Raw genomic sequence first — 24,525 nt, 5'->3', positions numbered from 1 at the left:
CTGTCGGCGCGTGCGGTTCAAGAAAAAGCCGCCGGCCGCAGTTGCAATCTTGTCAGCTGGCCTATCAGGCCTTTTGATTCTTGGTGGCGTAGTCGACGGCGTTTTGCACCGTGGTGATCTTCTCGGCATCTTCGTCGGGAATTTCGATGCCGAATTCGTCTTCGAGTGCCATCACGAGTTCGACCGTGTCGAGAGAGTCGGCGCCGAGGTCGGCCACGAAAGCCTTTTCGTTCGTCACTTGGGACTCTTCCACGCCGAGCTGCTCGGCGATGATTTTCTTGACACGTGCTTCGATATCGCTCATTTGGTTCCCTCTGAGGGTTGTAGGTAATCGGTGGATTTTAGCCGGGCGCATTGTGGCATTTGCCGTGCCCCCGGGACGGAGAAAACTTGCGCCTTGCGGCTACATGTGCATGCCGCCGTTGACGTGCAGCTCCTGCCCCGTGACGTAGGACGCCTGGGGCGATGCGAGATACGCCACAGCGTGCGCGATGTCGGCCGGCTTGCCCAGATGGCCCAGCGGGATCTGCTGAAGCAGCGCCTGTTGCTGGGCTTCGGGGAGGCTGGCCGTCATGTCGGTCTCGATGAACCCGGGAGCGACGCAGTTGACGGTGATGTTGCGGCTGCCCAGTTCGCGGGCCAGCGCGCGGGTCATGCCCGCGACGCCGGCCTTGGCGGCGGCGTAGTTGGCCTGGCCGGCATTGCCGGAGGCGCCCACCACGCTGGTGATGCTGATGATGCGGCCATAGCGCTGCTTCATCATCGGGCGGATCACCGCGCGAGAGAGCGAGAAGACGGCCTTGAGATTGGTGTCGAGCACCGCATCCCAGTCGCTGTCCTTCATGCGCATGGCGAGCGTGTCGCGCGTGATGCCGGCGTTGTTCACCAGCACGTGGATGGCGCCGTAGGCCTGCACGATCTCGTCGATCAGGGCCTCGACGGCGGCGCCGTCGTTGACGTCGAGCGCACGGCCGCGGCCGTCGTATGCGCTCAGGGCTGCGGTGATCTTGGCCGCGCCATCGTCGGTGGTACCGGTGCCCACGACCTTGAGGCCGCGCTGCGCCAGCTCCAGTGCGATCGCCGCGCCGATGCCGCGCGTCGCGCCGGTGACCAGGGCAACCTGCCCTTCGAATTTGGGAATGCTCATAAGAAAAGTATGGGAGCCTTGCGCCGGTCAGCCGGCGAGCGATTGTCGGGTGTCCGCGAGCGTTGCCGGGTCGTACACCGACGCGGCCTCGAGATCGGGAGCGATGCGCTTCACCATGCCGGCCAGCACCTTGCCGGGGCCGCACTCGATGATGGCGGCTACACCGCGCAGTTTCAAGGCCTGCACGCTCTCGACCCAGCGCACCGGACCGGCGGCCTGGCGCACCAGGGCATCGCGGATGCGGTCGGCATCGGTCTCGACGGCGACGTCGATGTTGTTCAGCACCGGAATCTGCGGCGCGGCCAGCGTGACGGAAGCCAGCTTCTCGCGCAGCGCTTCCGCGGCCGGCTTCATCAGGCTCGAATGGAACGGGGCGGAAACCGGCAGCAGCAGAGCGCGCTTGGCGCCGTTGGCCTTGAGCAGCTCGCAGGCCTTGTCCACCGCGGCCTTGCTACCGGCGATCACCGTCTGCACGGGATCGTTGAAATTCACCGCCTCGACGACTTCCGTGCTGCCGGGGCCGAAACTCGCCGTGGCCTCGGCGCAGCCGGCCACCACCTTGCCCGACTCCATGCCGAGCACTGCGGCCATCGCGCCGACGCCGACAGGCACTGCCTGCTGCATCGCCTGCGCACGGAAGCGCACGAGCGGCGCGGCCTGCGCGAGCGTCAGCACGCCCGAAGCGACCAGAGCCGAATACTCGCCGAGCGAATGCCCCGCCACGACGGAAGGCGTTGCGCCGCCCTCGGCCAGCCAGGCACGCCATGCGGCGACACCGGCCACCAGCATCACGGGCTGGGTGTTCGTGGTGAGCGCCAGCTCTTCCTTCGGACCATTCTTGATCAGCGCGCCGATGTCTTCGCCGAGCGCCTCGGATGCTTCGCGCAGCGTTTCGACCACCGCGGGGTGATCGCCCCAGGCGTCGAGCATGCCGACTGCCTGCGAGCCCTGTCCCGGAAAGACAAATGCAAAGGATTTCATTGTTTTACGCGTCGTCTCGCATTGCGGGCGCCCTCCAGAGGGCACCGCAACGCACTCACTACAGATTCAATAGCACCGCGCCCCAGGTGAAGCCGCCACCCACGCCTTCGAGCATGAGCGTGTCGCCCTTCTTCACCTTGCCGGAGCGCACGGCCTCGTCGAGCGCCAGCGGGATCGACGCGGCGGAGGTATTGCCGTGCTCGTTGACCGTGACGATCAGCTTCTCGCGCGGAAGCTTCAGCTTCTTGGCCGTGCCTTCCATGATGCGGATGTTGGCCTGGTGCGGGATGAGCCAGTCGATGTCGGAGTCGAGCTTGCCGGCCTTGGCCAGCGTGGCGCGCGCCGCCTCCTCGAGCACGCGGACCGCGAGCTTGAAGACAGCCTGTCCATCCATGTGCAGCAGCGGCGTGCCCAGCACGTTGCCGCCCGACACATGGCCCGGCACGCAAAGAATGCCGACGTGCTTGCCATCCGCGTGCAGGTCGCTGGCCAGGATGCCGGGCTCCTCGCTCGCCTCGAGCACCACCGCGCCCGCGCCGTCACCGAACAGCACGCAGGTGGTGCGGTCGTTGAAGTCGAGGATGCGGGAGAACACTTCGGCGCCCACCACCAGCGCACAACGCGCGGTGCCGGTGCGGATCATCGCGTCGGCAACGGTCAGTGCATAGACGAAGCCGCTGCAGACCGCCTGGACGTCGAACGCCGGGCAGCCGGCAATGCCGAGCTTGTTCTGGAGAATGGCGGCCGACGACGGGAACACCATGTCGGGCGTGGAAGTGGCGACGATGATCAGGTCGACGTCGCCGGCCTTGCGGCCGGCGGCTTCCAGCGCGTGCCTGGCGGCATGAAGGCCGAGGTCGCTGCTGGTGACATCCGGCGCGGCGAAATGCCGGGCGTGAATACCGGTGCGCTCGACGATCCACTGGTCGGAGGTTTCGATGCCTCGCGTTGCCAGATCCTTGGCGAGATCGTCGTTGGTCACGCGGCGTGGGGGCAGGTAGCTGCCGGTGCCGGTAATGCGTGAATAAGGAGTCATCAAACGTGAAGGGCCGTCGCGTCGACCGGCGCCGCCGGCTCCTGCCGCGCGAGCAAAGGCGCGGCGTGGGCGATGCGGGCCCGCACGCGATCGAGCAGGTTGTTGCGAGCGGCATCATAAGCGCGATCCAGGGCGTGGCCGAAAGCCACTTCGTCGGCCGAGCCATGGCTCTTGAAAACCAGCCCGCGCAGGCCCAGCAAGGCCGCGCCGTTGTACCGACGATGATCCAGCCGGCTTTTGAACGCTTTTAAAACCGGGTAGGCAACAATTGCCGCCAGTTTGGTGAAAACGCTTCGCGAAAATTCGACGCGAATGAACTCGCCGATCATCGAAGCCACGCCTTCACTGGCCTTCAACGCCACATTTCCGACGAAACCGTCACAGACGACGATGTCGGTCGTGCCCTTGAAAATATCGTTGCCTTCCACGTTTCCGTAGAAGTTCAGATCCTTGGAATTGGCAGCCGTACGCAGCAGTTGGCTTGCCTTCTTGATCGTTTCGCTGCCCTTGATGGCTTCTTCGCCAATATTGAGCAGGCCAACCGAAGGCGCCTCGTTGCCGGTCAGCGCCGACACCAACGCCGAGCCGAGCACGGCAAACTGAAGCAGGTCTTCCGCGTCGCAATCGACGTTGGCGCCCAGGTCGAGCACGGTCGTTGCCCCGCCCTTGGCATTGGGAAGCTGCGGCGCAATGGCCGGGCGATCGATGCCCTCGAGCGTCTTGAGCAGATAGCGTGCGATCGCCATGAGGGCGCCGGTATTGCCGGCGGAAACGGCCGCCTGGGCGGCGCCGTCCTTGACCTGCTGGATCGCGACGCGCATCGAAGAATCCTTCTTCTTGCGCAAGGCGATTTCGACCGGATCATCCATGCCCACGACCTCGCTGGCTGCGACGATGCGGGCACGCGGATGCGAGGCAAACCCCGCCAGTGCGGCCGGCGCACCGACGAGCAGCAACGAGGCTTCGCTGTGCCGCTCGAGAAACGCGCGGCAGGCCGCGAGCGTGACGCGCGGCCCATGGTCACCCCCCATGCAATCCACGGCGAGCGTGATTGCGGAAGGCACAGCAGTGATTTCGGGAGAAGAAGGCGTAGCCATCAAAACAAAGGCCCGACGCTACGACAAAAGTAGCTTCGGGCCTTGGCCTTGGGATGCGGGATCAGGCTTCGGACTTGTTCTTGAGCACCTGGCGGCCACGGTAGAAACCGTTGGGGCTGATGTGGTGGCGCAGATGCGTTTCGCCCGTGGTCGGCTCGACGGCAATGCCGGGAACGACCAGTGCGTTGTGGGAACGGTGCATGCCGCGCTTGGAAGGCGACTTCTTGTTTTGCTGGACGGCCATGATGGCTCCTGGACTGTTAGGTTGGTGATTGGATGCGGGCTCAAGCGGTGGCAATACAAGAAACCGGGCGGCATGCATGGAATGCCCTTTTCCCCTTGGTCGTTTCTCGTATCGCTGCTCACGGCGGCGCGCGCGAAGCCCATGATTATAGCCCAGCCTGCGGGAAAGGGCTACTTTCCCTCTTCCGGCTTGCGCGAACGCAACGCGCCGAGCACTGCGAAGGGGTTCGGCTTGGCTTCTTCAGCCGCCTTGAAGTCCTCGTCGCTGGAAGAAAGCTGCACCGGCGTGGGGCAGACATCGTGGGCCGGCATGACGGGGATTTCCATCAGGAGTTCGTCCTCGATCAGCGCATGCAGGTCGAAATCCCGGCTCACGACGAGCAGGTCTTCCTCGGATTCCTCGTCTTCCGCCTCGGCGACGGCCTCGTTGGCCACGAAGCGGAACCAGCGGTCCACGGCGATCGGGGTGTCGACCGGCGACAGGCAACGCTGGCAAACCAGCGGCACGACAGCCTCTGCTTCCAGGTGCAGCCACGGCACGGGCTTGCCGTCAGCACCGGGTCGATCTTCGCCATGGGCAGTCCAGTGGACTACCGCATCGGGCGCGGGAACCGCCAGTTCGGCGACCAGGCGTTCGTATTTCGGGACCGGATCGGCGGCCTCCAGCGTGGCGCCAGCGGCGGCGAAGCCGGGCACGTTGAGCCGTTCGGGGGCGAATTCTCTCTTCATCCGCGCCAGTCTAGCGCGCCGGCCGCTTCGCCGGGCATGGGGCATGCCTGAGGGTTTTAGGCGGCTCACGCACAATCGTCCCCATGCAACGCACCGTGATCCTTGCCTCTACCTCGCGCTACCGCCGCGAACTGCTCACCCGCCTGCGCCTGCCCTTCGACGTGCACTCGCCGGAGGTGGACGAAACCCCGCTGTCCGGCGAAACACCGCGCGACCTCGCCGTGCGCCTCGCACTGGAGAAAGCCAACGCCGTGGCTGTCCGCTTCCCTGAAGCCGTCGTCATCGGCTCCGACCAGGTGGCCGACCTCGCCGGAGAAGCGCTCGGCAAGCCCGGCGACCACGCCCGGGCCACCGCCCAGCTGCGCCGCATGCGCGGCCAGACGCTGATCTTCCAGACGGCCGTGGCCGTCGTCTGCAAGGCCACAAACTTCGTCCAGCGCGACATCGCGCCCGTACGCGTGGTGTTCCGCGACCTCAGCGACGCAGCCATCGAGCACTACCTGCAGGCCGAGCAGCCCTACGACTGTGCCGGCAGCGCCAAGAGCGAAGGCCTGGGCATCGCCCTGCTGGACTCCATCGACAGCGACGACCCGTCCGCCCTGGTCGGCCTGCCGCTGATACGAACCAGCCGGATGCTGCGCGCCGCGGGAGTCGACCTCCTATGACACAGCAGGAAAAAGGAAAGCTTTACCTAGTCCCCGCGCCGCTCGACTTCGGCTGCGAAGCGCAAGCCCCGCTGCAGGACGCGCTGCCGCTCGGCACTCTGCAGACGGCCGCCGGCATCACGCACTGGATCTGCGAGAACGCGAAATCCGCGCGCGCCTACCTGAAGCGCATCGACGCCGTCGCGCCGCTCGCCGCGCCCCTGCAGGCGCAGAACATCCAGGAATTGCCGCGCGACGTGCACAAGAAGGGCGACCACACCGGCCATTTCGACGCCCGCCCCCTTCTGACCGCCGCACTCGAAGGCCACGACGTCGGCCTTCTGAGCGAGGCCGGCATGCCGGCCGTGGCCGATCCGGGCTCGTCGGTGGTGCGCGCTGCACACGAACTCGGCCTTGTCGTGGTGCCGCTGACCGGCCCCGTCTCGCTGCTGCTCGCGCTGGCCGCGAGCGGACTCAACGGCCAGAACTTCGCCTTCGTCGGCTATCTGCCGCAGGACGCCGGCGAGCGCCAGGCCCGCATCCGCGAACTGGAGGCGCTGGCACTCAAGTCGGGCCAGACACAGCTCTTCATCGAAACGCCCTATCGCAATGCAGCCCTGCTGCAGGCGCTGGTGCAGACGCTGCAGCACAACACCCGCCTCGCCGTGGCGCGCGGACTGACGCTCGCCACCGCCCATGTGCGCAGCGAGACGGTCAAGTCCTGGCGCGCCGCGAAGCCCCAGGCCACGACAGACGAACGCCTGCCCGCCGTGTTCGCGATCGGCCGCTGACGATGGTGGCCATTACCGCAGCCACGCGCTGGGCATCGCGCGCGCAGTTCTTCGCAGCCGGCTTCATCTTCGCGACCTGGGGCGTGCACGTGCCCACGGTCAAGGCGCACTACGGCATAGACGAGGCACAGCTCGGCCTGGCCATGCTCGCAGCCGGCGCCGGCGCCATGTTCGGCCTGACCAGCGCGGGCCGCTGGATCGGCCGCCACGGCCCGCGCCGCGTGGCCGGCATCTGCGGCACCGTCTATGCGCTGCTGCTGGCCGGCCTGATCGTCATGCCGGGCTATGCCGCCCTGCTGCTCCTGCTGGCCGCCTTCGGCCTCGTGACCAGCGTGTTCGACGTGTCCATCAACACCGAGGCGGCACAGCTCGAACTGCACGGCGACACGCCGCTAATGAGCGGCATGCACGGCATGTTCAGCCTCGGCGGCATGGCCGGCGCCGCCAGCGGCAGCGCCGCGCTCGCGGCCGGCCTGGGTGCGCAGGCGCACCTGCTGCTGGTCGCGGCCACGATGATGCTGCTCGTCGCCCTGGCTTCGCTGCGCATGCTGCCCAGGCCCGCCACCAGCGGCGCCACCGAAGTCGACCATGGCTTCCTGCTGCCCCGAGGCACGCTCGCGGTGCTGGGCGTGCTTGCTGCGCTCGGCCTGATCGCCGAAGGCGCGATCTACGACTGGAGCGTGCTCTACATGCAGCAGGAGATCGGCAGTCCGCAGCAACAGGCCGCGCTGGCCTACGCGAGCTTCTCGGCCGCGATGGCTGCCGCGCGCTTCGGCGGTGACGCGCTGCGCGCCCGCTTCTCGCCGGCTGCGTTGCTGCTCGGCAGCGGCTTGCTGGCGGCGGTGTCCATGGCGCTGGTGCTCATCACCGACCTGCCCTGGCTCGCGCTGGTCGGTTTTGCCGGCGTGGGTGTCGGCTTCGCGAACGTGGTGCCGATCCTGTTCTCCGCCTCGGCGAAGGTGCCAGGCATCGAGCCCGCGCGCGGCATCGCGTCAGTCTCGGCCGTGGCCTATCTGGGGTTCATGGCAGGCCCGGCCGTGATCGGGCTGCTGGCGCGGGCGACCTCGCTGACGGCCGCGCTCTATGTGGTCGTAGTGTTCGCCGCGGCGCTGGCGGCATCGGCGCGCTACACCGCCGGCAGCAACCACAGTAGATAAGAGAGACGCCGGATCTTTCTCGAAACACCGAGGAACCGGCTTCGCCGGGCCTCCGGTGTTGCCCCCTGCAAAGGAAAAGGCGTGCGAAACCTGGAGGCTTACCTCAGTGCCGGCGTGGTGTGCATCAAGCGCACAGTGGTCTCGGCCATCGCCGCGCCGAACTTCTTGGCCAGCTTCTCGGCCACGTTGTCGCGCCGGGTGTAGTCGATCACCTCTTCGGCCTTGATGACCTCGCGCGCCACGTAGTCGACATTGCCGAGCTGGTCGGCCAGGCCGTACTCGACGGCCTGCTCGCCGCTCCAGAAGAGGCCGCTGAACAGGCCGGGCGTGTCGAGCTTCAGGCGATCGCCGCGGCCGGTCTTCACCACGTTGATGAACTGCGCGTGGATCTGGTTGAGCATGGTCTGCGCGTGCGCGCGCTGCGCGTCGCTCATCGGGCTGAACGGATCGAGAAAGCCCTTGTTCTCGCCGGCCGTCAGCAGGCGGCGCTCGACGCCCACCTTTTCCATCACGCCGGTGAAGCCGAAGCCGTCCATCAGCACGCCGATGCTGCCGACGATGCTGGCCTTGTCGACGTAAATTTTGTCGGCCGCCGCGGCAATGTAGTACGCCGCCGAGGCGCAGGTCTCCTCGACCACCGCATACACCGGCTTCTTGTACTTGGCCTTCAGGCGCTTGATCTCGTCATTGATGATGCCGGCCTGCACCGGGCTGCCGCCGGGCGAGTTGATCAGCAGGACCACGCCCTTGGCGCCCTCGTCCTCGAAGGCCGTCTTCATCGCGGCGACCACGAACTCGGCACTCGCGTCGCCGCCGTTGGCGATTTCGCCCTTGATCTCGACGACGGCCGTGTGGGCCGTGCTCTTTGCCGCGCTCGGCGTGCTGCGTGAGAACGCGGCCCAGGCCAGGAAGACGAAGAAGGCCAGCCATGCCAGGCGCGTGAAGGTCTTCCAGCGGCGCGCGGCCTTCTGTTCATTCAGCGATGCGAAGGCGAGCTTCTCGAGGGTGGCGCGCTCCCAACCGGGACGCTGCGTGGGATCTTTGGCCATGTTCGTGGAAGGGGCCCGCTCAAATGGTTCGAATCCCGAGGGTTCGGTTCGGTTCGGGTCGGTCATGTCAGAAAGTCAGGGGGTGAAGGTTCCAGTCAGTATGCCAGTGCACCACGCCGTCATGCTCGCTCAGCGCGATCTTCACGAGGCCGCCACGGCATGGGCCGCCCGCGCACTCACCGGTGTCGGGCCTGTAGACCGCGCCGTGCGTCGCGCACAGCAGCCACTGGCCGGTGTCGTCGAAGAAGCGGTCGGGCTGGAAGTCGAGTTCCATCGCGACATGGCTGCAACGGTTCAGGAACGCATGCGGCTGGCCTTCGAAGCGTATGGCGAAGGCCCTGCAGGTCTCTCCGCCGTAGACCACGTCGAAAGGTACCGCCAGGCCGCCTTCGGCCAGGTCGGAGGCGTTGCACAGCGGAATGCGTTGCTGATCGCTCATGGCGGCATCTTCAGTTTCAGGCGTTGTCGAGGAGCCAGCTTTCCAGGTCGGCGACCGAGTGCGCGACGTGCAGCGGCTTGAATTCGTCGAAGCTCGCCGGCTCGTGCGCGCCGTAGCTCACGCCGACGCAGGCGCAGCCGGCGTTCTGCGCGAGCTGCAGGTCGTGCGTGGTGTCGCCGATCATCAGGGTGCGCTCGGGCGGCACATCGAGTTCTTCCATCAGCTCCAGCAGCATGCGCGGGTGCGGCTTGCCGAAGGTTTCGTCGGCGGTGCGCGAGGCGTCGAATCGGTCGCGCAGCGCGACGGACTTCAGCGCCTCGTTGAGGCCGCGGCGCGACTTGCCGGTGGCCACGGCCAGCTTGTGGTCGCGCGCACGCAACGCATCGAGCATCTGCAGCACGCCGTCGAACAGCACGAGGTCGTCCTGGTGCTGCAGGTAGTGATAGCGGTAGCGGGCGCCGAGCTCGGGGTATTTCTCCTTCGGCACGTCGGGCGCCGCGCGCGCGAGCGCCTCGGCCAGGCCGAGGCCGATCACCCAGGCTGCGTCGTTCTCACTCGGCTTGGCGCCGCCGACGTCGATCACCGCCGCCTGGATGCAGCGCACGATCAGGCGGGTGGAGTCATAGAGCGTGCCGTCCCAGTCGAATGCGATCAGGTCGAAACGTAGGGGTCTGTTTGAATCAGTCATGGGCCGTGGGTGTGGGGTGTTGGGCCATCGCCTCGAGGGCGGCGGGAGGCATCAGCGCGAGCAGTTCGGGCGGCAGGCCGGCCTGCAGCGCCACGCGTTCGCCGCCGGCCGGGTGATTGAACTGCAGCCGCCAGGCATGCAGGAACATGCGCCGGAGCCCGAGCTTGTGAAGCGCGCGCTGGCGTCCGGATTCGCCGTACTTGTCGTCGCCCGCGATCGGATGACCGGCCGAGGCGAGGTGGACTCTGATCTGGTGCGTGCGGCCGGTCTTGATCGTCACCGCCAGCAGCGACATCGGCGATGCGTCGCCCGGCAGCGAAAGCCGCGCCAGCACCCGCACCAGCGTGACTGCGCGCATGGCGTCGGGGTGGTCCTTGGCGACCACGCGCACGCGGCGCTCACCCGCGCCGGCCGAGCCGTCGGGCAGCAGGTACCTGGCGAGCGGGGCGTCGAGCACCTTCTTGTTGGCCGGCCAGTCGCCTTCGACCAGCGCCAGGTAGGTCTTGCCGGTCTCGCGCTCGCGGAACTGGTCCTGCAGCGAGACCAGCGCGCTGCGCTTCTTGGCCACCAGCAGGATGCCGGAGGTCTCGCGGTCGAGCCGGTGCACCAGCTCCAGGAATTTCGCCCCGGGCCGCGCGGTGCGCAGTTGCTCGATCACGCCGAAGCTCACGCCGCTGCCGCCGTGGACGGCCACGCCGGCCGGCTTGTCGACGGCCAGGAGGGCCTCGTCTTCGAGCAGCACCGGGAATTCGCGCGCCGGCGCGGGCGGGGCCGCGCCCTCCTCCGCGCGCTGGGAAATGCGGATCGGCGGCAGCCGCAGGACGTCACCGGCCTCGATGCGGGTCTCGGCCTGCACCCGGCCCTTGTTGATGCGCACCTCGCCCGACCGGATGATCCGGTAGACGTGCGTCTTCGGAACGCCTTTCAGATGGCGGAAAAGGAAGTTGTCCAGCCGCTGCCCGGCGGATTCGGCGTCGACCGTGAGGAATCTGATGGCCGAATGCGGCGCCACCGGCTCGCCGGAGGCCTCGGGGCCTGCGGGATTTCGAGCAGCCGCGGGGCTTTGCTTCGCACCTATAATGTTTTTCACCAGCGCGGTCGTGTAAGTGCTTGATTAGACAGAAGTTTAGTCCACTGCCATCAAATACCCAGGGCGGCGCTGGGAGGTCGATGCCGCTTTGGCGCCGAGCTGCAAACCCCGCGCAACCGCGCAAAGTGGCAGACCAGGCGTCCAAGTCAAGCCGACACCCACGAAACACCGATACGGAATACCCCAGCCTGCAGCTTCCAAGCTGCCGGCGGATCGAAGCGAGTCCCTTGTTGTGTTGATGCTGCTGATTCGAATGTGCCTGCACTGGCTCCTGCCAGTGGCTTCGGGCATTGGATCATCCGCAGCGCGAGTCATCCTCGCGCAACCTGCTATCGAAAAGATAGCCACCCAACACCGAATCTGGCTCGCGCCCATCCACGCGCCCCCACCCCGGCTGTCTTCTTGAGCTAACGCTCGAGGAGCCTGCCCGCGCCCTGCGCGGCAGTGACAGCATCCGGGGCCCAAGCGGCAATTCCCTGGTTTCGCGGGCGTCGTCCGTGCATCGTTGGCTCGTCAAGGGCCTGTAGAACGATACATATAAGGACAACGCATCATGAAGCGGATGCTGATCAATGCCACGCAGGCCGAAGAACGCCGCCTGGCAATCGTCGACGGGCAGAAACTGCTCGACTACGAAATCGAAATCGAAGGGCGCGAACAGCGCAAGGGCAACATCTACAAGGCGGTCGTGACCCGCGTCGAGCCTTCGCTCGAAGCCTGTTTCGTCGACTACGGCGAAGACCGCCACGGCTTCCTGCCGTTCAAGGAAATCTCCAAGCAGTACTTCGCCGAAGGCGTGTCGGCCAGCCAGGCCCGCATCCAGGACGCGATCCGCGAAGGCCAGGAGCTCACCGTCCAGGTCGAGAAGGAAGAGCGCGGCAACAAGGGCGCGGCCCTCACCACCTTCATCTCGCTGGCCGGCCGCTATGTCGTGCTGATGCCGAACAACCCGCGCGGCGGCGGCGTCTCGCGCCGCATCGAGGGCGACGACCGCGCCGAACTCAAGGAGGCGATGGACCAGCTCGAGTACCCGAAGGGCATGAGCATCATCGCGCGCACCGCCGGCATCGGCCGCTCGGCGCCCGAACTCCAGTGGGACCTGAACTACCTGCTCAAGCTCTGGAGCGCCATCGACGGCGCCGCCAAGGGCGGCAAGGGCGCCTTCCTGATCTACCAGGAATCCTCGCTCGTCATCCGCGCCATCCGTGACTATTTCAATCACGACATCGGCGACATCCTGATCGACACCGACGACATCTACGACCAGGCGCAGCAGTTCATGGCGCACGTCATGCCCGAGCATGCCTCGCGCGTGAAGCGCTACCGCGACGACGCGGCGCTGTTCAGCCGCTTCCAGATCGAGCACCAGATCGAATCGGCCTACGCCCGCACCGTGCAACTGCCCTCGGGCGGCGCCATCGTGATCGACCACACCGAGGCGCTGGTCTCGGTCGACGTGAACTCGGCCCGCGCCATCAAGGGCGGCGACATCGAAGAGACCGCCACCCGCACCAACCTCGAAGCCGCCGACGAAGTGGCCCGCCAGATGCGCCTGCGCGACCTGGGCGGCCTGATCGTCATCGACTTCATCGACATGGACGAGTCGAAGAACCGCCGCGAAGTCGAAAGCCGCCTGCGCGACGCGCTGCGGCAAGACCGCGCCCGCGTGCAGTTCGGCTCGATCAGCAAGTTCGGCCTGATGGAAATGAGCCGCCAGCGCCTGAAGCCCGCGCTGAGCGAAGGCTCGTCGATCCCCTGCCCCCGTTGCGGCGGTTCGGGCCACATTCGCGACACCGAATCGAGCGCGCTGCAGATCCTGCGCATCATTCAGGAAGAGTCCATGAAGGACAACACCGCCGCCGTGCATGTGCAGGTGCCGGTGGAAGTGGCCTCGTTCCTGCTGAACGAAAAGCGCACCGAAATCGCCAAGATCGAGCTCAAGCAACGCGTGAGCGTGCTGATGGTGCCCAACAAGACGCTCGAAACGCCGAACTACAAGCTCGAGCGCCTGAAGCACGACGACCCGCGCCTCGACCACATCGAGGCCAGCTACAAGATGGCCGACGAGATCGAGGATCCGACCTCGGTCACGCGCCGCTCGCAGGAGCCCACCAACAAGCAGACGCCGGTCATCAAGGGCGTGCTGCCCGACGCGCCGGCTCCCGTGGTGCCGCCCAAGCCCGAAGCCGTGCGCGCTCCTGCCGCACCGGCACCGGTCGCACCGCCCGTGGTGAGCGCGCCGGTTCCGGCGCAGACCGGCTTCTTTGCCTGGATCAAGAACCTGTTCGGCGGCACGCCGGCTCCTGCCGCCGCGCCCGCACCGGCCCCCATCCCGGTCGAGGCACCGAAGCCCCGCCGCGACGGTCGCCCCGGCCGTGACGGCGAAGCACGCGGCGGCGCGCGCGACGGCGAACAGCGCCGTGGCGGCCGCAACGGCGAAGGCCGCGGTGAAGGCCGTGGCGAGAACGGCGGACGCCAGGGCGGCCGCGACGGCGAACAACGCCGCGGTGGCCGTGGCGGCGAGCGCCGTGAAGGTCGCGGCGAGGGCCGTGGCAACGAACAGCGCAACGAGCAACGCAACGAAGGCGCCAACAACCAGCAGCGCGAACAACGCGAACCGCGTGAAGCGCGCGCCCCGCGCGACGGCGAGCAGCGCCGCAACGGACGCGGCGAGCGCCGCGAAGGCGAAGGTCGCGAAGGCCGCAACAGCGTGCTGCCGGCCGAGGCGCTCGACGGCGTCAACCTCGAAGCCCAGCAACTGGCCGGCGCCGCTGCAGGCGACGAAGGCAACACGGCTGAACGCGCACCGCGCGCCCGCGGCGAGCGTCGCGAACGCGGCGAGCGCAATGAGCGCGGCGAACGTGGCGAGCGCAATGCCGCCGAAGCCGGCGAAGGCTCCGCGCAAGGCGAGCAGCGCCAGCCCCGCAACGGCCGCGACGAGCAGCGCGGACCGCGTGGCGAGCGCAACGACGGTCGCCGCGAACGCCGCAACGACGCCGTGCAAGCCGAAGCGGATGCACGCGGCGCCGAAGCCGCCGCAGCCGATGTCGAACAAGGCAGCGAAGCCGCCATCAACGGCAGCAGCGAACAGGCACCGCGCCGCGACGGCGAAGAACGCCGCGGCCGTTCGCGCGACCGCTACGGTCGCGACCGCCGCGAGCGTGGTCCGCGCGAAGAAGGCGATGCAGGCGCAGCAACGGCTGGCGAAGGCTTCTCTTCGCAAGAGCCCCAGCAGCAACTGCCGCTGGCGTCCGAGCGCGTCGAGGCTGTCGAAGCCGTTGCCGTCGCCACGGAAGTCCGCGAGGCACCGCAGCAGCAGGTTCGCGCCGAGCGCCCCGCGCCGGTCGTCGCAGTTGCAGCCGCTGCCGCTGCCGCTGCCGCTGCCGAGCAGATCGTGGTCGCCGAAAGCGCCGCCGCTGCCAAGGCACCCGCAGTCGCCAACGGCCGCGCGCTGCCCAAGGTCCAGCCTTTCGAACTGCCGCTGGCCGAGCTCGCGCAGATCGCCGAGAGCTCGGGCCTGCAGTGGGTCAACTCGGACGCCGAGCGCATCGCCCAGGCGCGCGCCGCCATCGAGGCGGAGCCGAAGCCGGTGCACGTGCCGCGCGAGCGCCCGCCGGTGGTCGTGCTCGACGAAGGTCCGCTGGTGCTGGTCGAAACCCGCCGCGACCTCGGTTCGATGTCGCTGCCGTTCGAGCAGCAGCAACAAGGGCAGCGTCCGCTCTGAGCGACGCCCCCTCGCAAATGAAAACGGCGCCTCCGGCGCCGTTTTTTTATGCCCCGCTAAACCTTGTCGCGTGCCGGTAGTTCCGGCATCTCCAGGATCAGCTCGCCGAACCTGCAGGCGCACTCGGTCCTGCCGTTCTCGCTCCAGATCAGCGAGAAATCCACGCTGGGCAATGACGGCAAGCCGTAGCGGCCGTCGACGATCTTCATGCCCGGTTCCACGTCCTCGCGCGTGAGCACCGTGACGGCCAGCCCCGCCAGCACTGCAGCGCGAATGCCGTGCTGGCTCGCCGAAGTGAAGACCACGTGCCAGTCGCGCGGCGTGGCGTCCAGCGCCCCGGCCGCCACCTCGCGGTTGACGCAAGGTTTCGGAAAGAAGGCCAGCGGCAGCGATGCGCCCGGCTTCGGCTCGAAGCATTCGGCCGCCGCCCACACCAGCTGCGTGCGACGCAGGCGCGTGCCCTCCTCGCAGCCGGGAGGCGACATCACCACCGCCAGGTCGAGCTCGCCTGCGCGGATCATGGCGCGGAAGTCGAGGTGCATGCTCACGCTGACCTCCATGCGCGTGGCGGGAAACGAGCGCGCGAACTGCGAGAGCAGCGGCGGTAGCCGCTCGCCCATGAAGGTGTCGGGCGCGCCGAAGCGCACCACGCCCGCGATCGGCGACGGCTGGAAGCGCCGCGTCATCGCGTCGAGCGTTTCGAGGATCTGCTGTGCGTAGCGCAGGAAGTCCTCGCCGTCCTCCGTCACCGTGAGGCGGCGCGTCGTGCGATGCAGCAGCGGCCGGCCCACCTGCTCCTCGAGCCGCCGGATCTGGTGGCTCACGGCCGACTGCGTCAGGTGCAGCCGCTGGGCGGCGCGCGTGAAGCCGCCGGCTTCCTTGACGGCCACGAAGGCGCGCAACAGTGCAGGGTCGAAATCCATGGCAACAGATAAATGATGACTGTTCATGGATTCTAGGAAATTAAATCATTTCCATCATGAAGAGGCTTTCCCCAGAATCGCCCGGACTTCCCGACCAGGGACTCTTCGAAAGACTCAGATGCCTCTCTCCCACACCGGCAAGAACCGCGTCGCGCTGGCCGCGATCTGCCTCATTGCCATGATGTTCGGCCTGGAGATCTCCAGCGTGCCGGTCATTCTTCCCACGCTCGAGAAAACGCTGCATGGCGACTTCAGCGACATGCAGTGGATCATGAACGCCTACACCATCGCCTGCACCACGGTATTGATGGGCGCCGGCACGCTGGCCGACCGCTATGGCCGCAAGCGCATCCTCGTCGTCAGCGTGGTGCTGTTCGGCCTCACTTCGCTGGCCTGCGGGCTCGCGCAGAACGCAGCGGTGCTGATCGTCGCGCGCTTCCTCCAGGGCCTGAGCGGCGGCACCATGCTGATCTGCCAGCTCGCGGCGCTCTCGCACCAGTTCCAGCAGGGCAAGGAGCGCAGCCGGGCCTTCGCCACCTGGGGCGTGGTCTTCGGCATGGGCCTGGGTTTCGGGCCGATCATCGGCGGCGCGATCGCGGCGCTGTCGAGCTGGCAGTGGGTGTTTTTGGTCCATGCACCGCTGGCCGTGCTGGCGGTGGTCCTCGTGCTCGGCAGCGTGCAGGAGTCGCGCGACCCCGACGCGCAGCGGCTCGACCTGCCCGGCATCGTCACGCTGTCGCTCGCGGTGCTGGGCCTGACCTGTTTCATCACGCAGGGGCCGGGCCTGGGCTTCTCGAGCCCGCCGGCCATCGGCATCGCGGTCGCGTCGGCCGCGAGCTTCGTTCTCTTCCTGTGGGTGGAGAAGATCAACCCGCACCCGATGTTCGACTTCTCGGTCTTCAGGATCCGCAACTTCTCGGGCTCGATCATCGGCTCCATCGGCATGAACTTCAGCTTCTGGCCGTTCATGATCTACCTACCGATCTACTTCCAGGGTGCGCTGGGCTACGACGCGGTCGTCGCCGGCTCCGCGCTGCTGGCCTACACGCTGCCCACGCTGGTACTGCCGCCGCTGGCCGAGCGGCTCTCGCTGCGCTACCGCCCGGGCGTCGTCATTCCCGCGGGCCTGTTCGTGATCGGGCTCGGCTTCATCGCGATGCGCTACGGCAGCGGCATAGCCCACGCGAGCTGGATGACGATGCTGCCGGGCTGCCTGCTGGCCGGCATCGGGCTGGGCCTGACCAACACGCCCGTCACCAACACCACCACCGGCTCGGTGCCGAGCGCACGCGCGGGCATGGCGTCGGGCATGGACATGAGCGCGCGGCTCATCACGCTGGCCATCAATATCGCGCTGATGGGCTTCGTGCTGCTCGAAGGCGTTCATGCGCATCTGCGCGGCGCGCTTTCCACATCGCTCGACGCGCCCCAGCTGCGCTCGCTGGCAGAGAAGATCGCGGCCGGCAGCTTCTCGTCGCTTGCGGATGGCTTCCCGGTGCTGTCGCAGGCCGACCCGTCGGGCGCCACGGTGCATGCGGCGCTGGTGCATGGCTTCGGGCTGGTGATGCTCTACGGCGGCATCGGCGTGTGGGTGCTGGCCGGCATCAGCTGGCTCGTCTTCGGCAGCGGAAAGCAGTCGACGCAACCGGCGCAGGGCCTGAAAAAGCCCGCGTGCCCCTGAAGAGCCCGGCGGAGACTCAGCTGTTCTCGACCTGAGCCGCGCGCCTCCAGGCCTCGGCTGCCTGCTCGGCGTCGTCGCGGTCTTCGGCCAGCTTGGCGAGCGCCAGCCAGGCACGGCGATACAGCTCCGTGTCCTGCAGCCCGAGCCCGGCCTGCATCAGCAGCTGCTGCGCCTTGCCCCAGAGCTGGCGCTTCATGCAGGCCATGCCGGCGAGGTACTGCAGGTTCGGGTCGCGCGGATTGTTGCGCTGCGCGGCTTCGATGCGCGCCAGCCATTCGGCGTCCACGGAGTCGAGCCCCGCTTCGAGCGCTCGCGCCAGCTTGACGCGCAATGCGTCGCCCAGGCCGCGCGGATTGGCCACCATGCGCTCCCACGCCGGCAGGAGCCAGCCGCGCGCAAGGGCAAGGTCTCCACGCAAGGCGACCATGCGCTGGGCAGCGTGGATCGCCACCTCGGGCATCTCGCGCTCGTTGGCGTCGAGTTCGCTCCACGCACGCAGCAACTGCGCAGGGTCGTGCGCGCCCGACAGCAGCTCGGTGGCGAGGCCGCGCACGATGCTCTGCGCAGCCGCTTCCGAGAAGGCACGGTGCTTGGCCAGCAGGCGCGCGGTTTCGAGCGCTTCGAGCGTGCGGCGATCCTGGCGAGCAGCCTTCAGACGCAGGCGCAATGCGAGCGTGCGACGCTGCGCGCCCTGCGGCAGTTCTTCGAGCCGTGCGAGCGCGGCGGCCGCGTCGCGGTCTTCGAGCGCCCAGCGCGCCGCGCGCAGCTGCACGCCTTCGCGCGTCTCGGGGCTGGCGAGCACGGTGCGGTCAACGCTCTCGTTGAGGGCCTGCTGAAGATGCGCGTCGCGCGCCGCCTTGTCCTGCAACGCCTGCGCGCTCTCGGCAGCGAGCAGGTGCGAAAGCACGCGCACCTGCTGCGCCTGCGGCAGGCTGGCGCCGAGCGCGGCCAATGTCTTTTCCTGCGTGAGCGCGGCCTGCGCGGCCTTGCGCGCGCGCGAGAAGCGGCCGGAAATCAGCTGCACCATCGCGTCGAGCAGGGCCGCATGCAGCGTGCGTTCCTTCTGCTGCAGGCGCCACTGGCGCGCCTGCGTCGGCAGCGAGAACAGCGCCGCGAGCGCCCGCAGCGCCGCATGCAGCAGCACGAAGGCCACCAGCAGGATCACGAGCACGAGGTTCAGCGAAAGATCGACGCGCCACGGCGGCCAGAACACGGTGATCGTGCCCTGGTTGTTGCCTGCGAACAGTGCGACTGCCGCTGCGACGGCGAAAAGGGCGAGGAGCCAGATTGCTGCGCGCATGGATGTCCGATCAGCGTCCTGCCGCTGCGGTGGCAAGTGCCGACAGCGTGTCGTCGATGCGGACCGGCTCGGTCGTCTTCACCAGGGACTGCAGCTGCTGCAGCAGCGTGGCCGCGGCCTGGGTGCGGCGCGACGCGGGGTCGAAATAACGGTTGAGCGAAGCCGTTACCTGCGACAGCTCGCTGCGCGTGGCTTCCATCTGCCGCGACAGCAGCGACAGGCGCGCATTGAGCAGCTTGAGCTTGAGGTTCTCGCGCAGGAAATAAGACTGCTCGGGCGCCAGCAGGATCGCCTCGGGGCTCTGGATGCGGCCCACGCGCACCAGCGAGCGCGCCTCGCCGCGCACCGTGAGCAGCACGCGGCGCCACCACGGCGCGTCGGCCGGAATGGGCTCGGCCTGCCAGGCGTTGGTGCCGGTGCCGCGAACGGCCACCGCGTTGAGCGTGGGCAGGTCGTCCACGTTGCGCATCAGCTCGTCGAGCTTCTGCAGCGCCTCGCCACCGTCGTTGCTGGTGCTGACCCGCAGACGATCCGCGTCGCGCTGCATGGCCCGCTGCAGGGGTGCGAGCCGCGGCTGCGCGGCGCGTGCGATGCGGGTGTCGCCGGCCTTCAGCGCGGCCAGCAAAGGCTCGACGCTGCCGGTGACCTGCGCCTGCTGCAGGGCGAGGCGCACGGCCGAGTCGATGTCGACCACGAGGTTCTCGTCGCGCGAACGCGAGAGGCTTTGGATGAGTTCCTCGAGCTGCGAGCGCTGCAGCGCGATTTCGGTCACGCGGGTCTCGACCAGCGCCACGCGGGCCGATGCGTCGCGCACCGTGTCGCTGGCCTGGCGCGCCAGCGTGCGCGCCTCCATCGACTGCGCGATGGCGTCGGCGCTCTGGCGTGCGAGCTGCTCCTTCATGCCGCCGACCTTCTGCCACAGCGCGATCGACATCAGCAATGCGGCCAGCGCCACGAGGGCGACGAGGGCGAATCCGATGCGGGAGAGAAGCAGTGCTCCGGCGGCTTGCGCGGCAGGTGTCTGGTGGGGTGCCAGCGGGGCTGGCACCGGCGCCGTGGCAGCGGATGGGGAAGATGGAAGATCGTCTGTGGGGGACGCGGCGCTCATGCCAAGGATTCTATAGACGCGACCAACGCCTCCAGCAGCGGTGTGCATACACGCAACGTCCCGAAACCCGCTGCCCGCGCGGCTTCGCCGATGCGCGCATGCGTGGCGACCGCGCTCGCGGCATGCCACTGCACGCCGGGCATCGCGCGCTGCAGATTGCCGATGGCTTCGGAGCTGCTGAAGAGCCAGATCGCACGGCCTTCGGCGCCGTCGATGGCGAGCTTGCGTTGTACGACATCCAGCGACGGCTGCAGCCGGCGATAGGCCACCACCGTGTCGCGACGACCGCCCGCGGCATCGACCTCGTTGGCCAGCCAGTCGCGTCCCGCGGGTCGCCCGGCTTCGTCGCCGCCGCGCACGATCAGCACGCGAACGCCCGTCGACACCTGCGCGTGGACGCGTTCCCACAGCGCCTCGGAATCGAAGCGCGTGGCCTCGGGCGGCGGCGCGTCGATGGACTCCGGCGGCACGCCGGCACGCAGCAAGGCGCGCTTGGTACCGGGGCCAGTGGCCCAGAAGCGGCAACCGGCCAGCGAATCGGCGGTGCCCCTGTGCTGGAAGAAATGCTCGACGGCCGTGGCGCTCACGAACATCAGCGCGGCGTAGTCCGCGAGTTGCCGCCATGCCGTGCGCAGCGGCTCGATGTCCGTGGCGGGTTCGATCACGATGAGCGGCAGCGCCACCGCATCGAGCCCCGCACCGCGCAGGTCGCTCACCCATTGCGCGGCTTCGCGCGCCGGCCGCGTGACGATGACGGGACGGCCGGTCATACGATGACCACCGGTATCAGTGGGCCCCGGCGGCACGCAGCAGCGCCGCGGCATGCTCGCCGAGCGCGTCGGCCTCGGCGAAGTCGCCGGCCTGCGCCAGCGCATGCACCTTCACCAGCGGCACGTTGCCTTCGGGGTCGCCCCAGGCGGCATCGATGCGCAGCGCGCCGTCGGCCTGCCAGCGGGCATGGGCCGCCAGCGGCATGGAGCAGCTGCCGCCCATGGCTCGGCTCACGGCGCGCTCGGCGGCGGTGGAGAGCCAGTCGCCCCTGTGGGCCAGCGAGCCCAGCAGTTCGATGAGGTCCTTGCGGTCGGCGCGCACCTCGATGCCGAGCGCGCCCTGCCCCGCGGCGGGCAGCATGGTGTCGGCGTCGAAGGCCACGCGGATGCGGCTTTCCAGCCCCAGCCGCTTGAGCCCGGCCGCAGCCAGCACGATGGCGTCGTACTGCCCTTCGTCGAGCTTGCGCAGCCGGGTGTCGAGGTTGCCGCGCAGCGGTTCGATGCGCAGGTCGGGCCGCAGCGCGCGCAGAAGCGCCATGCGGCGCAGGCTGGAAGTGCCGACGACGGCGCCCTGCGGCAGCTCGTCGAGCGATTCGTAACGGGGAGAGACGAGCGCGTCGCGCGGGTCCTCGCGCTCCAGCACGCAGGCCAGCACGAAGCCTTCGGGCAGGTCCATCGGCACGTCCTTCAGCGAATGGACGGCGATGTCGGCGCGCCCTTCCTCGAGCGCCAGTTCGAGCTCCTTCACGAAGAGCCCCTTGCCGCCCACCTTGCTGAGCGTGCGATCGAGGATCTGGTCGCCCGTGGTCGTCAGGCCCAGCAGGCTGACGGCGTGGCCTCTTTCTTGCAAAAGCGACTGCACGTGTTCGGCTTGCCACAGTGCCAGGCGGCTTTCGCGCGTGGCGATGACGATATTGCTCAAGACCGGTCCCAAAAGTACGTGTTCCAAACCGCGGGAATGCTAGCATGTTGCGCCGCAACAACGAAGACGGCACTCCATTCAAGAAGTCCAGGACAAACATCGAATGAAAGCCAGCAAGACACCTGCTCCGCCCAAGCGCCGTCAGGCCGAAGACCAGCCTCTGATCGAAGACATCCGGCTGTTGGGCCGGATCCTCGGCGACGTGATCCGCGAGCAGGAGGGAGACGAGACTTACGCACTGGTCGAGAAGATCCGCACCCTGTCCGTGGCTTTCCGCCGCGATGCGGACCACGCGGCCGACCGGGCGCTGAAGAACCTGCTCAAGGGCCTGAGCGCGGTGGAGACGGTGCGCGTCATCCGTGCCTTCACCTACTTCAGCCACCTGGCCAATCTTGCCGAAGACCGCCACCAGATCCGCCGCCGCACCGAAACCGAGCGCGCCGGCGAAAGCGTGGAAGGCGACCTGCAGACCGCGCTCGCGCGCATCCGCAAGGCCGGCGTGAAGCCCGACGACATCGTCTCTTCGCTGGCCCACAGCTATGTTTCGCCGGTGCTCACCGCGCACCCGACCGAGGTGCAGCGCAAGAGCATCCTCGATGCCGAGCGCGCCATCGCGCAGCTGCTCACCGTGCGCGACGAGATCCGGCTGCGCCAGAGCGCCTACGCGGGCGGCAAGGACACGCTCACCCCGCTCGAGTTCGCCGAGAACGAAACGCAGATGCGCATCCGCGTCACGCAGATCTGGCAGACGCGCATCCTGCGCTTCTCCAAGCTCACCGTGGCCGACGAAATCGAGAACGCGCTGAGCTACTACGAAGCCACCTTCCTGCGCGAGATCCCGCGCGTGTACGCCGACCTCGAGAAGGCGCTGGCGCAAGGCGGCCAGGCGCCGTCGGTCGCGCCCTTCCTGCGCATGGGCCAGTGGATCGGCGGCGACCGCGACGGCAACCCCAACGTGACGGCCCAGACGCTCGAATACGCCCTGAGCCGCCAGTGCGAACTGGCGCTGCGCCACTACCTCACCGAGGTGCACTACCTGGGCGGCGAACTGTCGCTCTCGGCCACGCTGGTCGACGTGTCGGTCGAGATGCAGGCGCTGGCCGAGCGCTCGCCCGACACCAACGAGCACCGCAAGGACGAGCCCTATCGCCGCGCCCTCACCGGCGTGTACGCGCGTCTTGCCGCAACGCTGCGCGAGCTCACCGGAGGCGAGGCCGCGCGCCACGCCGTCGCGCCGCAGAACCCGTACGCCAACGCCGACGAGTTCCTGGCGGACCTGCGCACGGTGGCCGAGTCGCTCGAGGAAAAGCACGGCAGCGTGCTCGCCGCGCCGCGCCTGCTGCCGCTGATCCGCGCCGTGGAGGTGTTCGGCTTCCACCTCGCCACGGTCGACCTGCGCCAGAGTTCCGACAAGCACGAGGCCGTCATCGCCGAGCTGCTGGCCACCGCGCGCATCGAGCCCTCGTACGCATCGCTGGCCGAAGAGGCCAAGCAGACGCTGCTGCTGAGGCTGCTCGACGACGCCCGCCCGCTGCGCGTGCCCGACGCCGACTACTCGCCGCTCGCGAAGAGCGAGCTGGCCATCTTCGCCGCCGCACGCACCGCGCGTGCGCGCTACGGCGCAGCGGCCATCCGCCACTACATCATCAGCCACACCGAGACGGTGAGCGACCTGCTCGAAGCCCTGCTGCTGCAGAAGGAAGTGGGCCTGCTGCGCGGCGCGATGGACAGCAACGCCACCTGCGACCTGATCGTGGTGCCGCTGTTCGAGACCATCGAAGACCTGCGCAACGCCGCGCCCATCGTGCGCGCCTTCTATGCGCTGCCGAACATCCAGGCGCTCATCGAGCGTTCGGGTGCCGAGCAGGACGTGATGCTCGGCTACTCCGACAGCAACAAGGACGGCGGCATCTTCACCAGCAACTGGGAGCTGTACCGCGCGGGCATCGCGCTGGTGTCGCTGTTCGACGAGCTGAACAAGAAGAAGGCCAGGCCGATCCGCCTGCGCATGTTCCACGGCCGCGGCGGCACGGTGGGCCGCGGCGGCGGTCCGAGCTACCAGGCCATCCTGGCGCAGCCGCCGGGCACGGTGCGCGGGCAGATCCGCCTGACCGAGCAGGGCGAAGTCATCGGCTCGAAGTACGCCAACCGCGAGATCGGCCGGCGCAACCTCGAGACGCTGGTGGCCGCCACGCTGGAAGCCACGCTGCTGCCGCAGGGCAAGTCGGCGCCCGCCAATTTCCTCTCGGCCGCGAGCGAGCTGTCGGCCGCGAGCATGGCGGCGTACCGCAAGCTGGTCTACGAGACACCGGGCTTCGGCGACTACTTCTTCGGCTCCACGCCGATCCGCGAGATCGCCGAGCTCAACATCGGCTCGCGCCCCGCCTCGCGCAACCCCAGCCACAAGATCGACGACCTGCGCGCGGTGCCGTGGAGCTTCAGCTGGGGCCAGTGCCGCCTCACCATTCCGGGCTGGTTCGGCTTCGGCTCGGGCGTGGAGCAGTTCCTGGCCGCCGCCGGCAATGCCGCGAGCAAGAAGGAACGGCAGGCGCTGCTGCAGCGCATGTACGCGCAGTGGCCCTTCTTCCGCACGCTGCTGTCGAACATGGACATGGTGCTGGCCAAGAGCGACCTCGCGCTGGCTTCGCGCTACGCCGAGCTGGTCACCGACCGCAAGCTGCGCCAGAAGGTGTTCTCGATGATCGACGCCGAATGGCACCGCACCTCGGACGCGCTCACGCTCATCACCGGCGCGAAGCAGCGGCTCGAGGGCAATGCCGAGATGCAGCGCTCGGTGCGCCACCGCTTCCCATACATCGACCCGCTGCACCACCTGCAGGTCGAGCTGATGCGGCGCTACCGCGCGGGCGACGGCGGCGAGCGGCTGCAGCGCGGCATCCACATCTCGATCAACGGGGTGGCGGCGGGGCTGCGCAACACCGGCTGACGACGCGCCGCACGGCGATGTGAAGACGGGCCCTGAACGGGCCCGTCCTTTCTTGCGGC

At 68.2% G+C, this 24,525-nt stretch carries 22 protein-coding genes; 6 read left to right on the top strand and 16 right to left on the bottom strand.

All coding sequences use genetic code 11. The annotated features are described in order from the left end of the window. Positions 1-64 precede the first annotated feature (64 nt). From acpP to ABL840_RS10070, 7 genes are all read right to left on the bottom strand, one after another. Positions 65-304: an acyl carrier protein gene (gene acpP, locus ABL840_RS10100; RefSeq protein ID WP_007830471.1), complete on the bottom strand. Its 240-nt coding sequence runs from the start codon at positions 302-304 to the stop codon at positions 65-67. Positions 305-403: 99 nt separating this feature from the next. Then, positions 404-1,147, bottom strand: coding sequence for a 3-oxoacyl-ACP reductase FabG (fabG, locus tag ABL840_RS10095; protein ID WP_093205043.1), 744 nt, complete (start codon positions 1,145-1,147; stop codon positions 404-406). A gap of 27 nt (positions 1,148-1,174) precedes the next feature. Then, positions 1,175-2,128, bottom strand: coding sequence for an ACP S-malonyltransferase (gene fabD / locus ABL840_RS10090; RefSeq protein ID WP_093305657.1), 954 nt, complete (start codon positions 2,126-2,128; stop codon positions 1,175-1,177). A gap of 58 nt (positions 2,129-2,186) precedes the next feature. Next, positions 2,187-3,164: a beta-ketoacyl-ACP synthase III gene (locus ABL840_RS10085; RefSeq protein ID WP_093305658.1), complete on the bottom strand. Its 978-nt coding sequence runs from the start codon at positions 3,162-3,164 to the stop codon at positions 2,187-2,189. Then, entirely contained in the window at positions 3,164-4,261 is a 1,098-nt protein-coding gene (gene plsX, locus ABL840_RS10080; protein WP_093305660.1) for a phosphate acyltransferase PlsX, read from the bottom strand. The genes ABL840_RS10085 and plsX overlap by 1 nt, the downstream gene beginning before the upstream one ends. Before the next feature lie 61 nt (positions 4,262-4,322). Next, positions 4,323-4,505: a 50S ribosomal protein L32 gene (rpmF, locus tag ABL840_RS10075; protein ID WP_007830466.1), complete on the bottom strand. Its 183-nt coding sequence runs from the start codon at positions 4,503-4,505 to the stop codon at positions 4,323-4,325. 170 nt (positions 4,506-4,675) lie between these two features. Continuing rightward, entirely contained in the window at positions 4,676-5,233 is a 558-nt protein-coding gene (locus ABL840_RS10070; RefSeq protein ID WP_093205053.1) for a YceD family protein, read from the bottom strand. An 83-nt stretch (positions 5,234-5,316) separates the two neighbouring features. On the opposite strand from ABL840_RS10070, the gene ABL840_RS10065 reads away from it, so the two are divergent. From ABL840_RS10065 to ABL840_RS10055, 3 genes are read left to right on the top strand one after another with little or no spacing between them, the layout of a single operon-like run. Then, on the top strand, positions 5,317-5,898 hold the full coding sequence (locus ABL840_RS10065; protein ID WP_093305662.1) for a Maf family nucleotide pyrophosphatase: 582 nt from the start codon (positions 5,317-5,319) through the stop codon (positions 5,896-5,898). Continuing rightward, positions 5,895-6,668, top strand: coding sequence for an SAM-dependent methyltransferase (locus tag ABL840_RS10060; RefSeq protein WP_093305664.1), 774 nt, complete (start codon positions 5,895-5,897; stop codon positions 6,666-6,668). Before ABL840_RS10065 ends, ABL840_RS10060 begins: the two co-directional genes overlap by 4 nt. A gap of 2 nt (positions 6,669-6,670) precedes the next feature. Then, positions 6,671-7,825: an MFS transporter gene (locus ABL840_RS10055; protein WP_093205060.1), complete on the top strand. Its 1,155-nt coding sequence runs from the start codon at positions 6,671-6,673 to the stop codon at positions 7,823-7,825. 98 nt (positions 7,826-7,923) lie between these two features. On the opposite strand, the gene ABL840_RS10050 is transcribed toward ABL840_RS10055, so the two are convergent. Genes ABL840_RS10050 through ABL840_RS10035 form a run of 4 tightly spaced genes read right to left on the bottom strand, consistent with a single transcriptional unit; the run spans position 7,924 to position 11,091 of the window. Beyond that, positions 7,924-8,940, bottom strand: coding sequence for a S49 family peptidase (locus tag ABL840_RS10050; protein WP_093205062.1), 1,017 nt, complete (start codon positions 8,938-8,940; stop codon positions 7,924-7,926). Between the two features lies 1 nt (position 8,941). After that, the gene (locus tag ABL840_RS10045) at positions 8,942-9,313 is read right to left on the bottom strand and encodes a Rieske (2Fe-2S) protein (RefSeq protein WP_093205065.1); all 372 of its coding nucleotides are present in this window, start codon (positions 9,311-9,313) and stop codon (positions 8,942-8,944) included. A 16-nt stretch (positions 9,314-9,329) separates the two neighbouring features. After that, a complete protein-coding gene (locus ABL840_RS10040) occupies positions 9,330-10,001 on the bottom strand; it encodes an HAD family hydrolase (RefSeq protein WP_093205068.1) in 672 nt (223 codons plus the stop codon). Continuing rightward, positions 9,994-11,091: an RluA family pseudouridine synthase gene (locus tag ABL840_RS10035; protein WP_093305666.1), complete on the bottom strand. Its 1,098-nt coding sequence runs from the start codon at positions 11,089-11,091 to the stop codon at positions 9,994-9,996. Before ABL840_RS10035 ends, ABL840_RS10040 begins: the two co-directional genes overlap by 8 nt. A gap of 553 nt (positions 11,092-11,644) precedes the next feature. Here ABL840_RS10035 and ABL840_RS10030 point away from each other — a divergent pair. Beyond that, complete coding sequence (locus ABL840_RS10030; protein ID WP_093305667.1) at positions 11,645-14,815, top strand: Rne/Rng family ribonuclease; 3,171 nt, start codon at positions 11,645-11,647, stop codon at positions 14,813-14,815. A gap of 56 nt (positions 14,816-14,871) precedes the next feature. Here the strand turns inward: ABL840_RS10030 and ABL840_RS10025 are convergent, their stop codons facing one another. Next, positions 14,872-15,738, bottom strand: coding sequence for a LysR family transcriptional regulator (locus ABL840_RS10025; protein WP_093305669.1), 867 nt, complete (start codon positions 15,736-15,738; stop codon positions 14,872-14,874). A gap of 118 nt (positions 15,739-15,856) precedes the next feature. Between ABL840_RS10025 and ABL840_RS10020 the strand changes: the two genes are divergently transcribed. Continuing rightward, positions 15,857-17,419 carry an MFS transporter gene (locus ABL840_RS10020; protein ID WP_093305671.1) on the top strand — a complete coding sequence of 521 codons (1,563 nt, stop codon included), beginning with the start codon at positions 15,857-15,859 and terminating at the stop codon, positions 17,417-17,419. Positions 17,420-17,435: 16 nt separating this feature from the next. Here ABL840_RS10020 and ABL840_RS10015 read toward each other — a convergent pair whose 3' ends face one another. Genes ABL840_RS10015 through hemC form a run of 4 tightly spaced genes read right to left on the bottom strand, consistent with a single transcriptional unit; the run spans position 17,436 to position 21,519 of the window. Next, positions 17,436-18,719 (bottom strand): heme biosynthesis protein HemY, encoded by a 1,284-nt coding sequence (locus ABL840_RS10015; RefSeq protein ID WP_093305673.1) that lies wholly within the window; start codon positions 18,717-18,719, stop codon positions 17,436-17,438. A gap of 10 nt (positions 18,720-18,729) precedes the next feature. Further along, the gene (locus ABL840_RS10010; protein ID WP_093205083.1) at positions 18,730-19,827 is read right to left on the bottom strand and encodes a uroporphyrinogen-III C-methyltransferase; all 1,098 of its coding nucleotides are present in this window, start codon (positions 19,825-19,827) and stop codon (positions 18,730-18,732) included. After that, entirely contained in the window at positions 19,824-20,597 is a 774-nt protein-coding gene (locus ABL840_RS10005) for a uroporphyrinogen-III synthase (RefSeq protein ID WP_093305675.1), read from the bottom strand. The genes ABL840_RS10010 and ABL840_RS10005 overlap by 4 nt, the downstream gene beginning before the upstream one ends. A 16-nt stretch (positions 20,598-20,613) precedes the next feature. Next, the gene (hemC, locus tag ABL840_RS10000) at positions 20,614-21,519 is read right to left on the bottom strand and encodes a hydroxymethylbilane synthase (RefSeq protein ID WP_240652128.1); all 906 of its coding nucleotides are present in this window, start codon (positions 21,517-21,519) and stop codon (positions 20,614-20,616) included. A gap of 103 nt (positions 21,520-21,622) precedes the next feature. Between hemC and ppc the strand changes: the two genes are divergently transcribed. Beyond that, positions 21,623-24,466, top strand: coding sequence for a phosphoenolpyruvate carboxylase (gene ppc / locus ABL840_RS09995; RefSeq protein ID WP_093305679.1), 2,844 nt, complete (start codon positions 21,623-21,625; stop codon positions 24,464-24,466). Positions 24,467-24,525: the final 59 nt, after the last annotated feature.

The sequence above is a fragment of the Variovorax sp. NFACC27 genome, assembly GCF_048301545.1.
GTDB classification, from domain to species: Bacteria; Pseudomonadota; Gammaproteobacteria; order Burkholderiales; family Burkholderiaceae_C; genus Variovorax; species Variovorax gossypii.
Note: the sequence above shows the minus strand (reverse complement) of the source record. Positions and strands in the feature narration are given on the sequence as shown.

Excerpts from the sequence above, each read along its gene's own strand:
- ppc (WP_093305679.1), top strand. The coding sequence starts at position 21,623 with ATGAAAGCCAGCAAGACACCTGCTCCGCCCAAGCGCCGTCAGGCCGAA.
- ABL840_RS10020 (WP_093305671.1), top strand. The coding sequence starts at position 15,857 with ATGCCTCTCTCCCACACCGGCAAGAACCGCGTCGCGCTGGCCGCGATC.
- ABL840_RS10015 (WP_093305673.1), bottom strand. The coding sequence starts at position 18,719 with ATGCGCGCAGCAATCTGGCTCCTCGCCCTTTTCGCCGTCGCAGCGGCA.
- ABL840_RS10065 (WP_093305662.1), top strand. The coding sequence starts at position 5,317 with ATGCAACGCACCGTGATCCTTGCCTCTACCTCGCGCTACCGCCGCGAA.
- ABL840_RS10040 (WP_093205068.1), bottom strand. The coding sequence starts at position 10,001 with ATGACTGATTCAAACAGACCCCTACGTTTCGACCTGATCGCATTCGAC.
- rpmF (WP_007830466.1), bottom strand. The coding sequence starts at position 4,505 with ATGGCCGTCCAGCAAAACAAGAAGTCGCCTTCCAAGCGCGGCATGCAC.
- fabG (WP_093205043.1), bottom strand. The coding sequence starts at position 1,147 with ATGAGCATTCCCAAATTCGAAGGGCAGGTTGCCCTGGTCACCGGCGCG.
- fabD (WP_093305657.1), bottom strand. The coding sequence starts at position 2,128 with ATGAAATCCTTTGCATTTGTCTTTCCGGGACAGGGCTCGCAGGCAGTC.
- plsX (WP_093305660.1), bottom strand. The coding sequence starts at position 4,261 with ATGGCTACGCCTTCTTCTCCCGAAATCACTGCTGTGCCTTCCGCAATC.
- ABL840_RS10050 (WP_093205062.1), bottom strand. The coding sequence starts at position 8,940 with ATGACCGACCCGAACCGAACCGAACCCTCGGGATTCGAACCATTTGAG.
- acpP (WP_007830471.1), bottom strand. The coding sequence starts at position 304 with ATGAGCGATATCGAAGCACGTGTCAAGAAAATCATCGCCGAGCAGCTC.
- ABL840_RS10055 (WP_093205060.1), top strand. The coding sequence starts at position 6,671 with ATGGTGGCCATTACCGCAGCCACGCGCTGGGCATCGCGCGCGCAGTTC.
- ABL840_RS10070 (WP_093205053.1), bottom strand. The coding sequence starts at position 5,233 with ATGAAGAGAGAATTCGCCCCCGAACGGCTCAACGTGCCCGGCTTCGCC.
- ABL840_RS10045 (WP_093205065.1), bottom strand. The coding sequence starts at position 9,313 with ATGAGCGATCAGCAACGCATTCCGCTGTGCAACGCCTCCGACCTGGCC.
- ABL840_RS10025 (WP_093305669.1), bottom strand. The coding sequence starts at position 15,738 with ATGGATTTCGACCCTGCACTGTTGCGCGCCTTCGTGGCCGTCAAGGAA.
- ABL840_RS10005 (WP_093305675.1), bottom strand. The coding sequence starts at position 20,597 with ATGACCGGCCGTCCCGTCATCGTCACGCGGCCGGCGCGCGAAGCCGCG.
- ABL840_RS10010 (WP_093205083.1), bottom strand. The coding sequence starts at position 19,827 with ATGAGCGCCGCGTCCCCCACAGACGATCTTCCATCTTCCCCATCCGCT.
- ABL840_RS10085 (WP_093305658.1), bottom strand. The coding sequence starts at position 3,164 with ATGACTCCTTATTCACGCATTACCGGCACCGGCAGCTACCTGCCCCCA.
- ABL840_RS10060 (WP_093305664.1), top strand. The coding sequence starts at position 5,895 with ATGACACAGCAGGAAAAAGGAAAGCTTTACCTAGTCCCCGCGCCGCTC.
- ABL840_RS10030 (WP_093305667.1), top strand. The coding sequence starts at position 11,645 with ATGAAGCGGATGCTGATCAATGCCACGCAGGCCGAAGAACGCCGCCTG.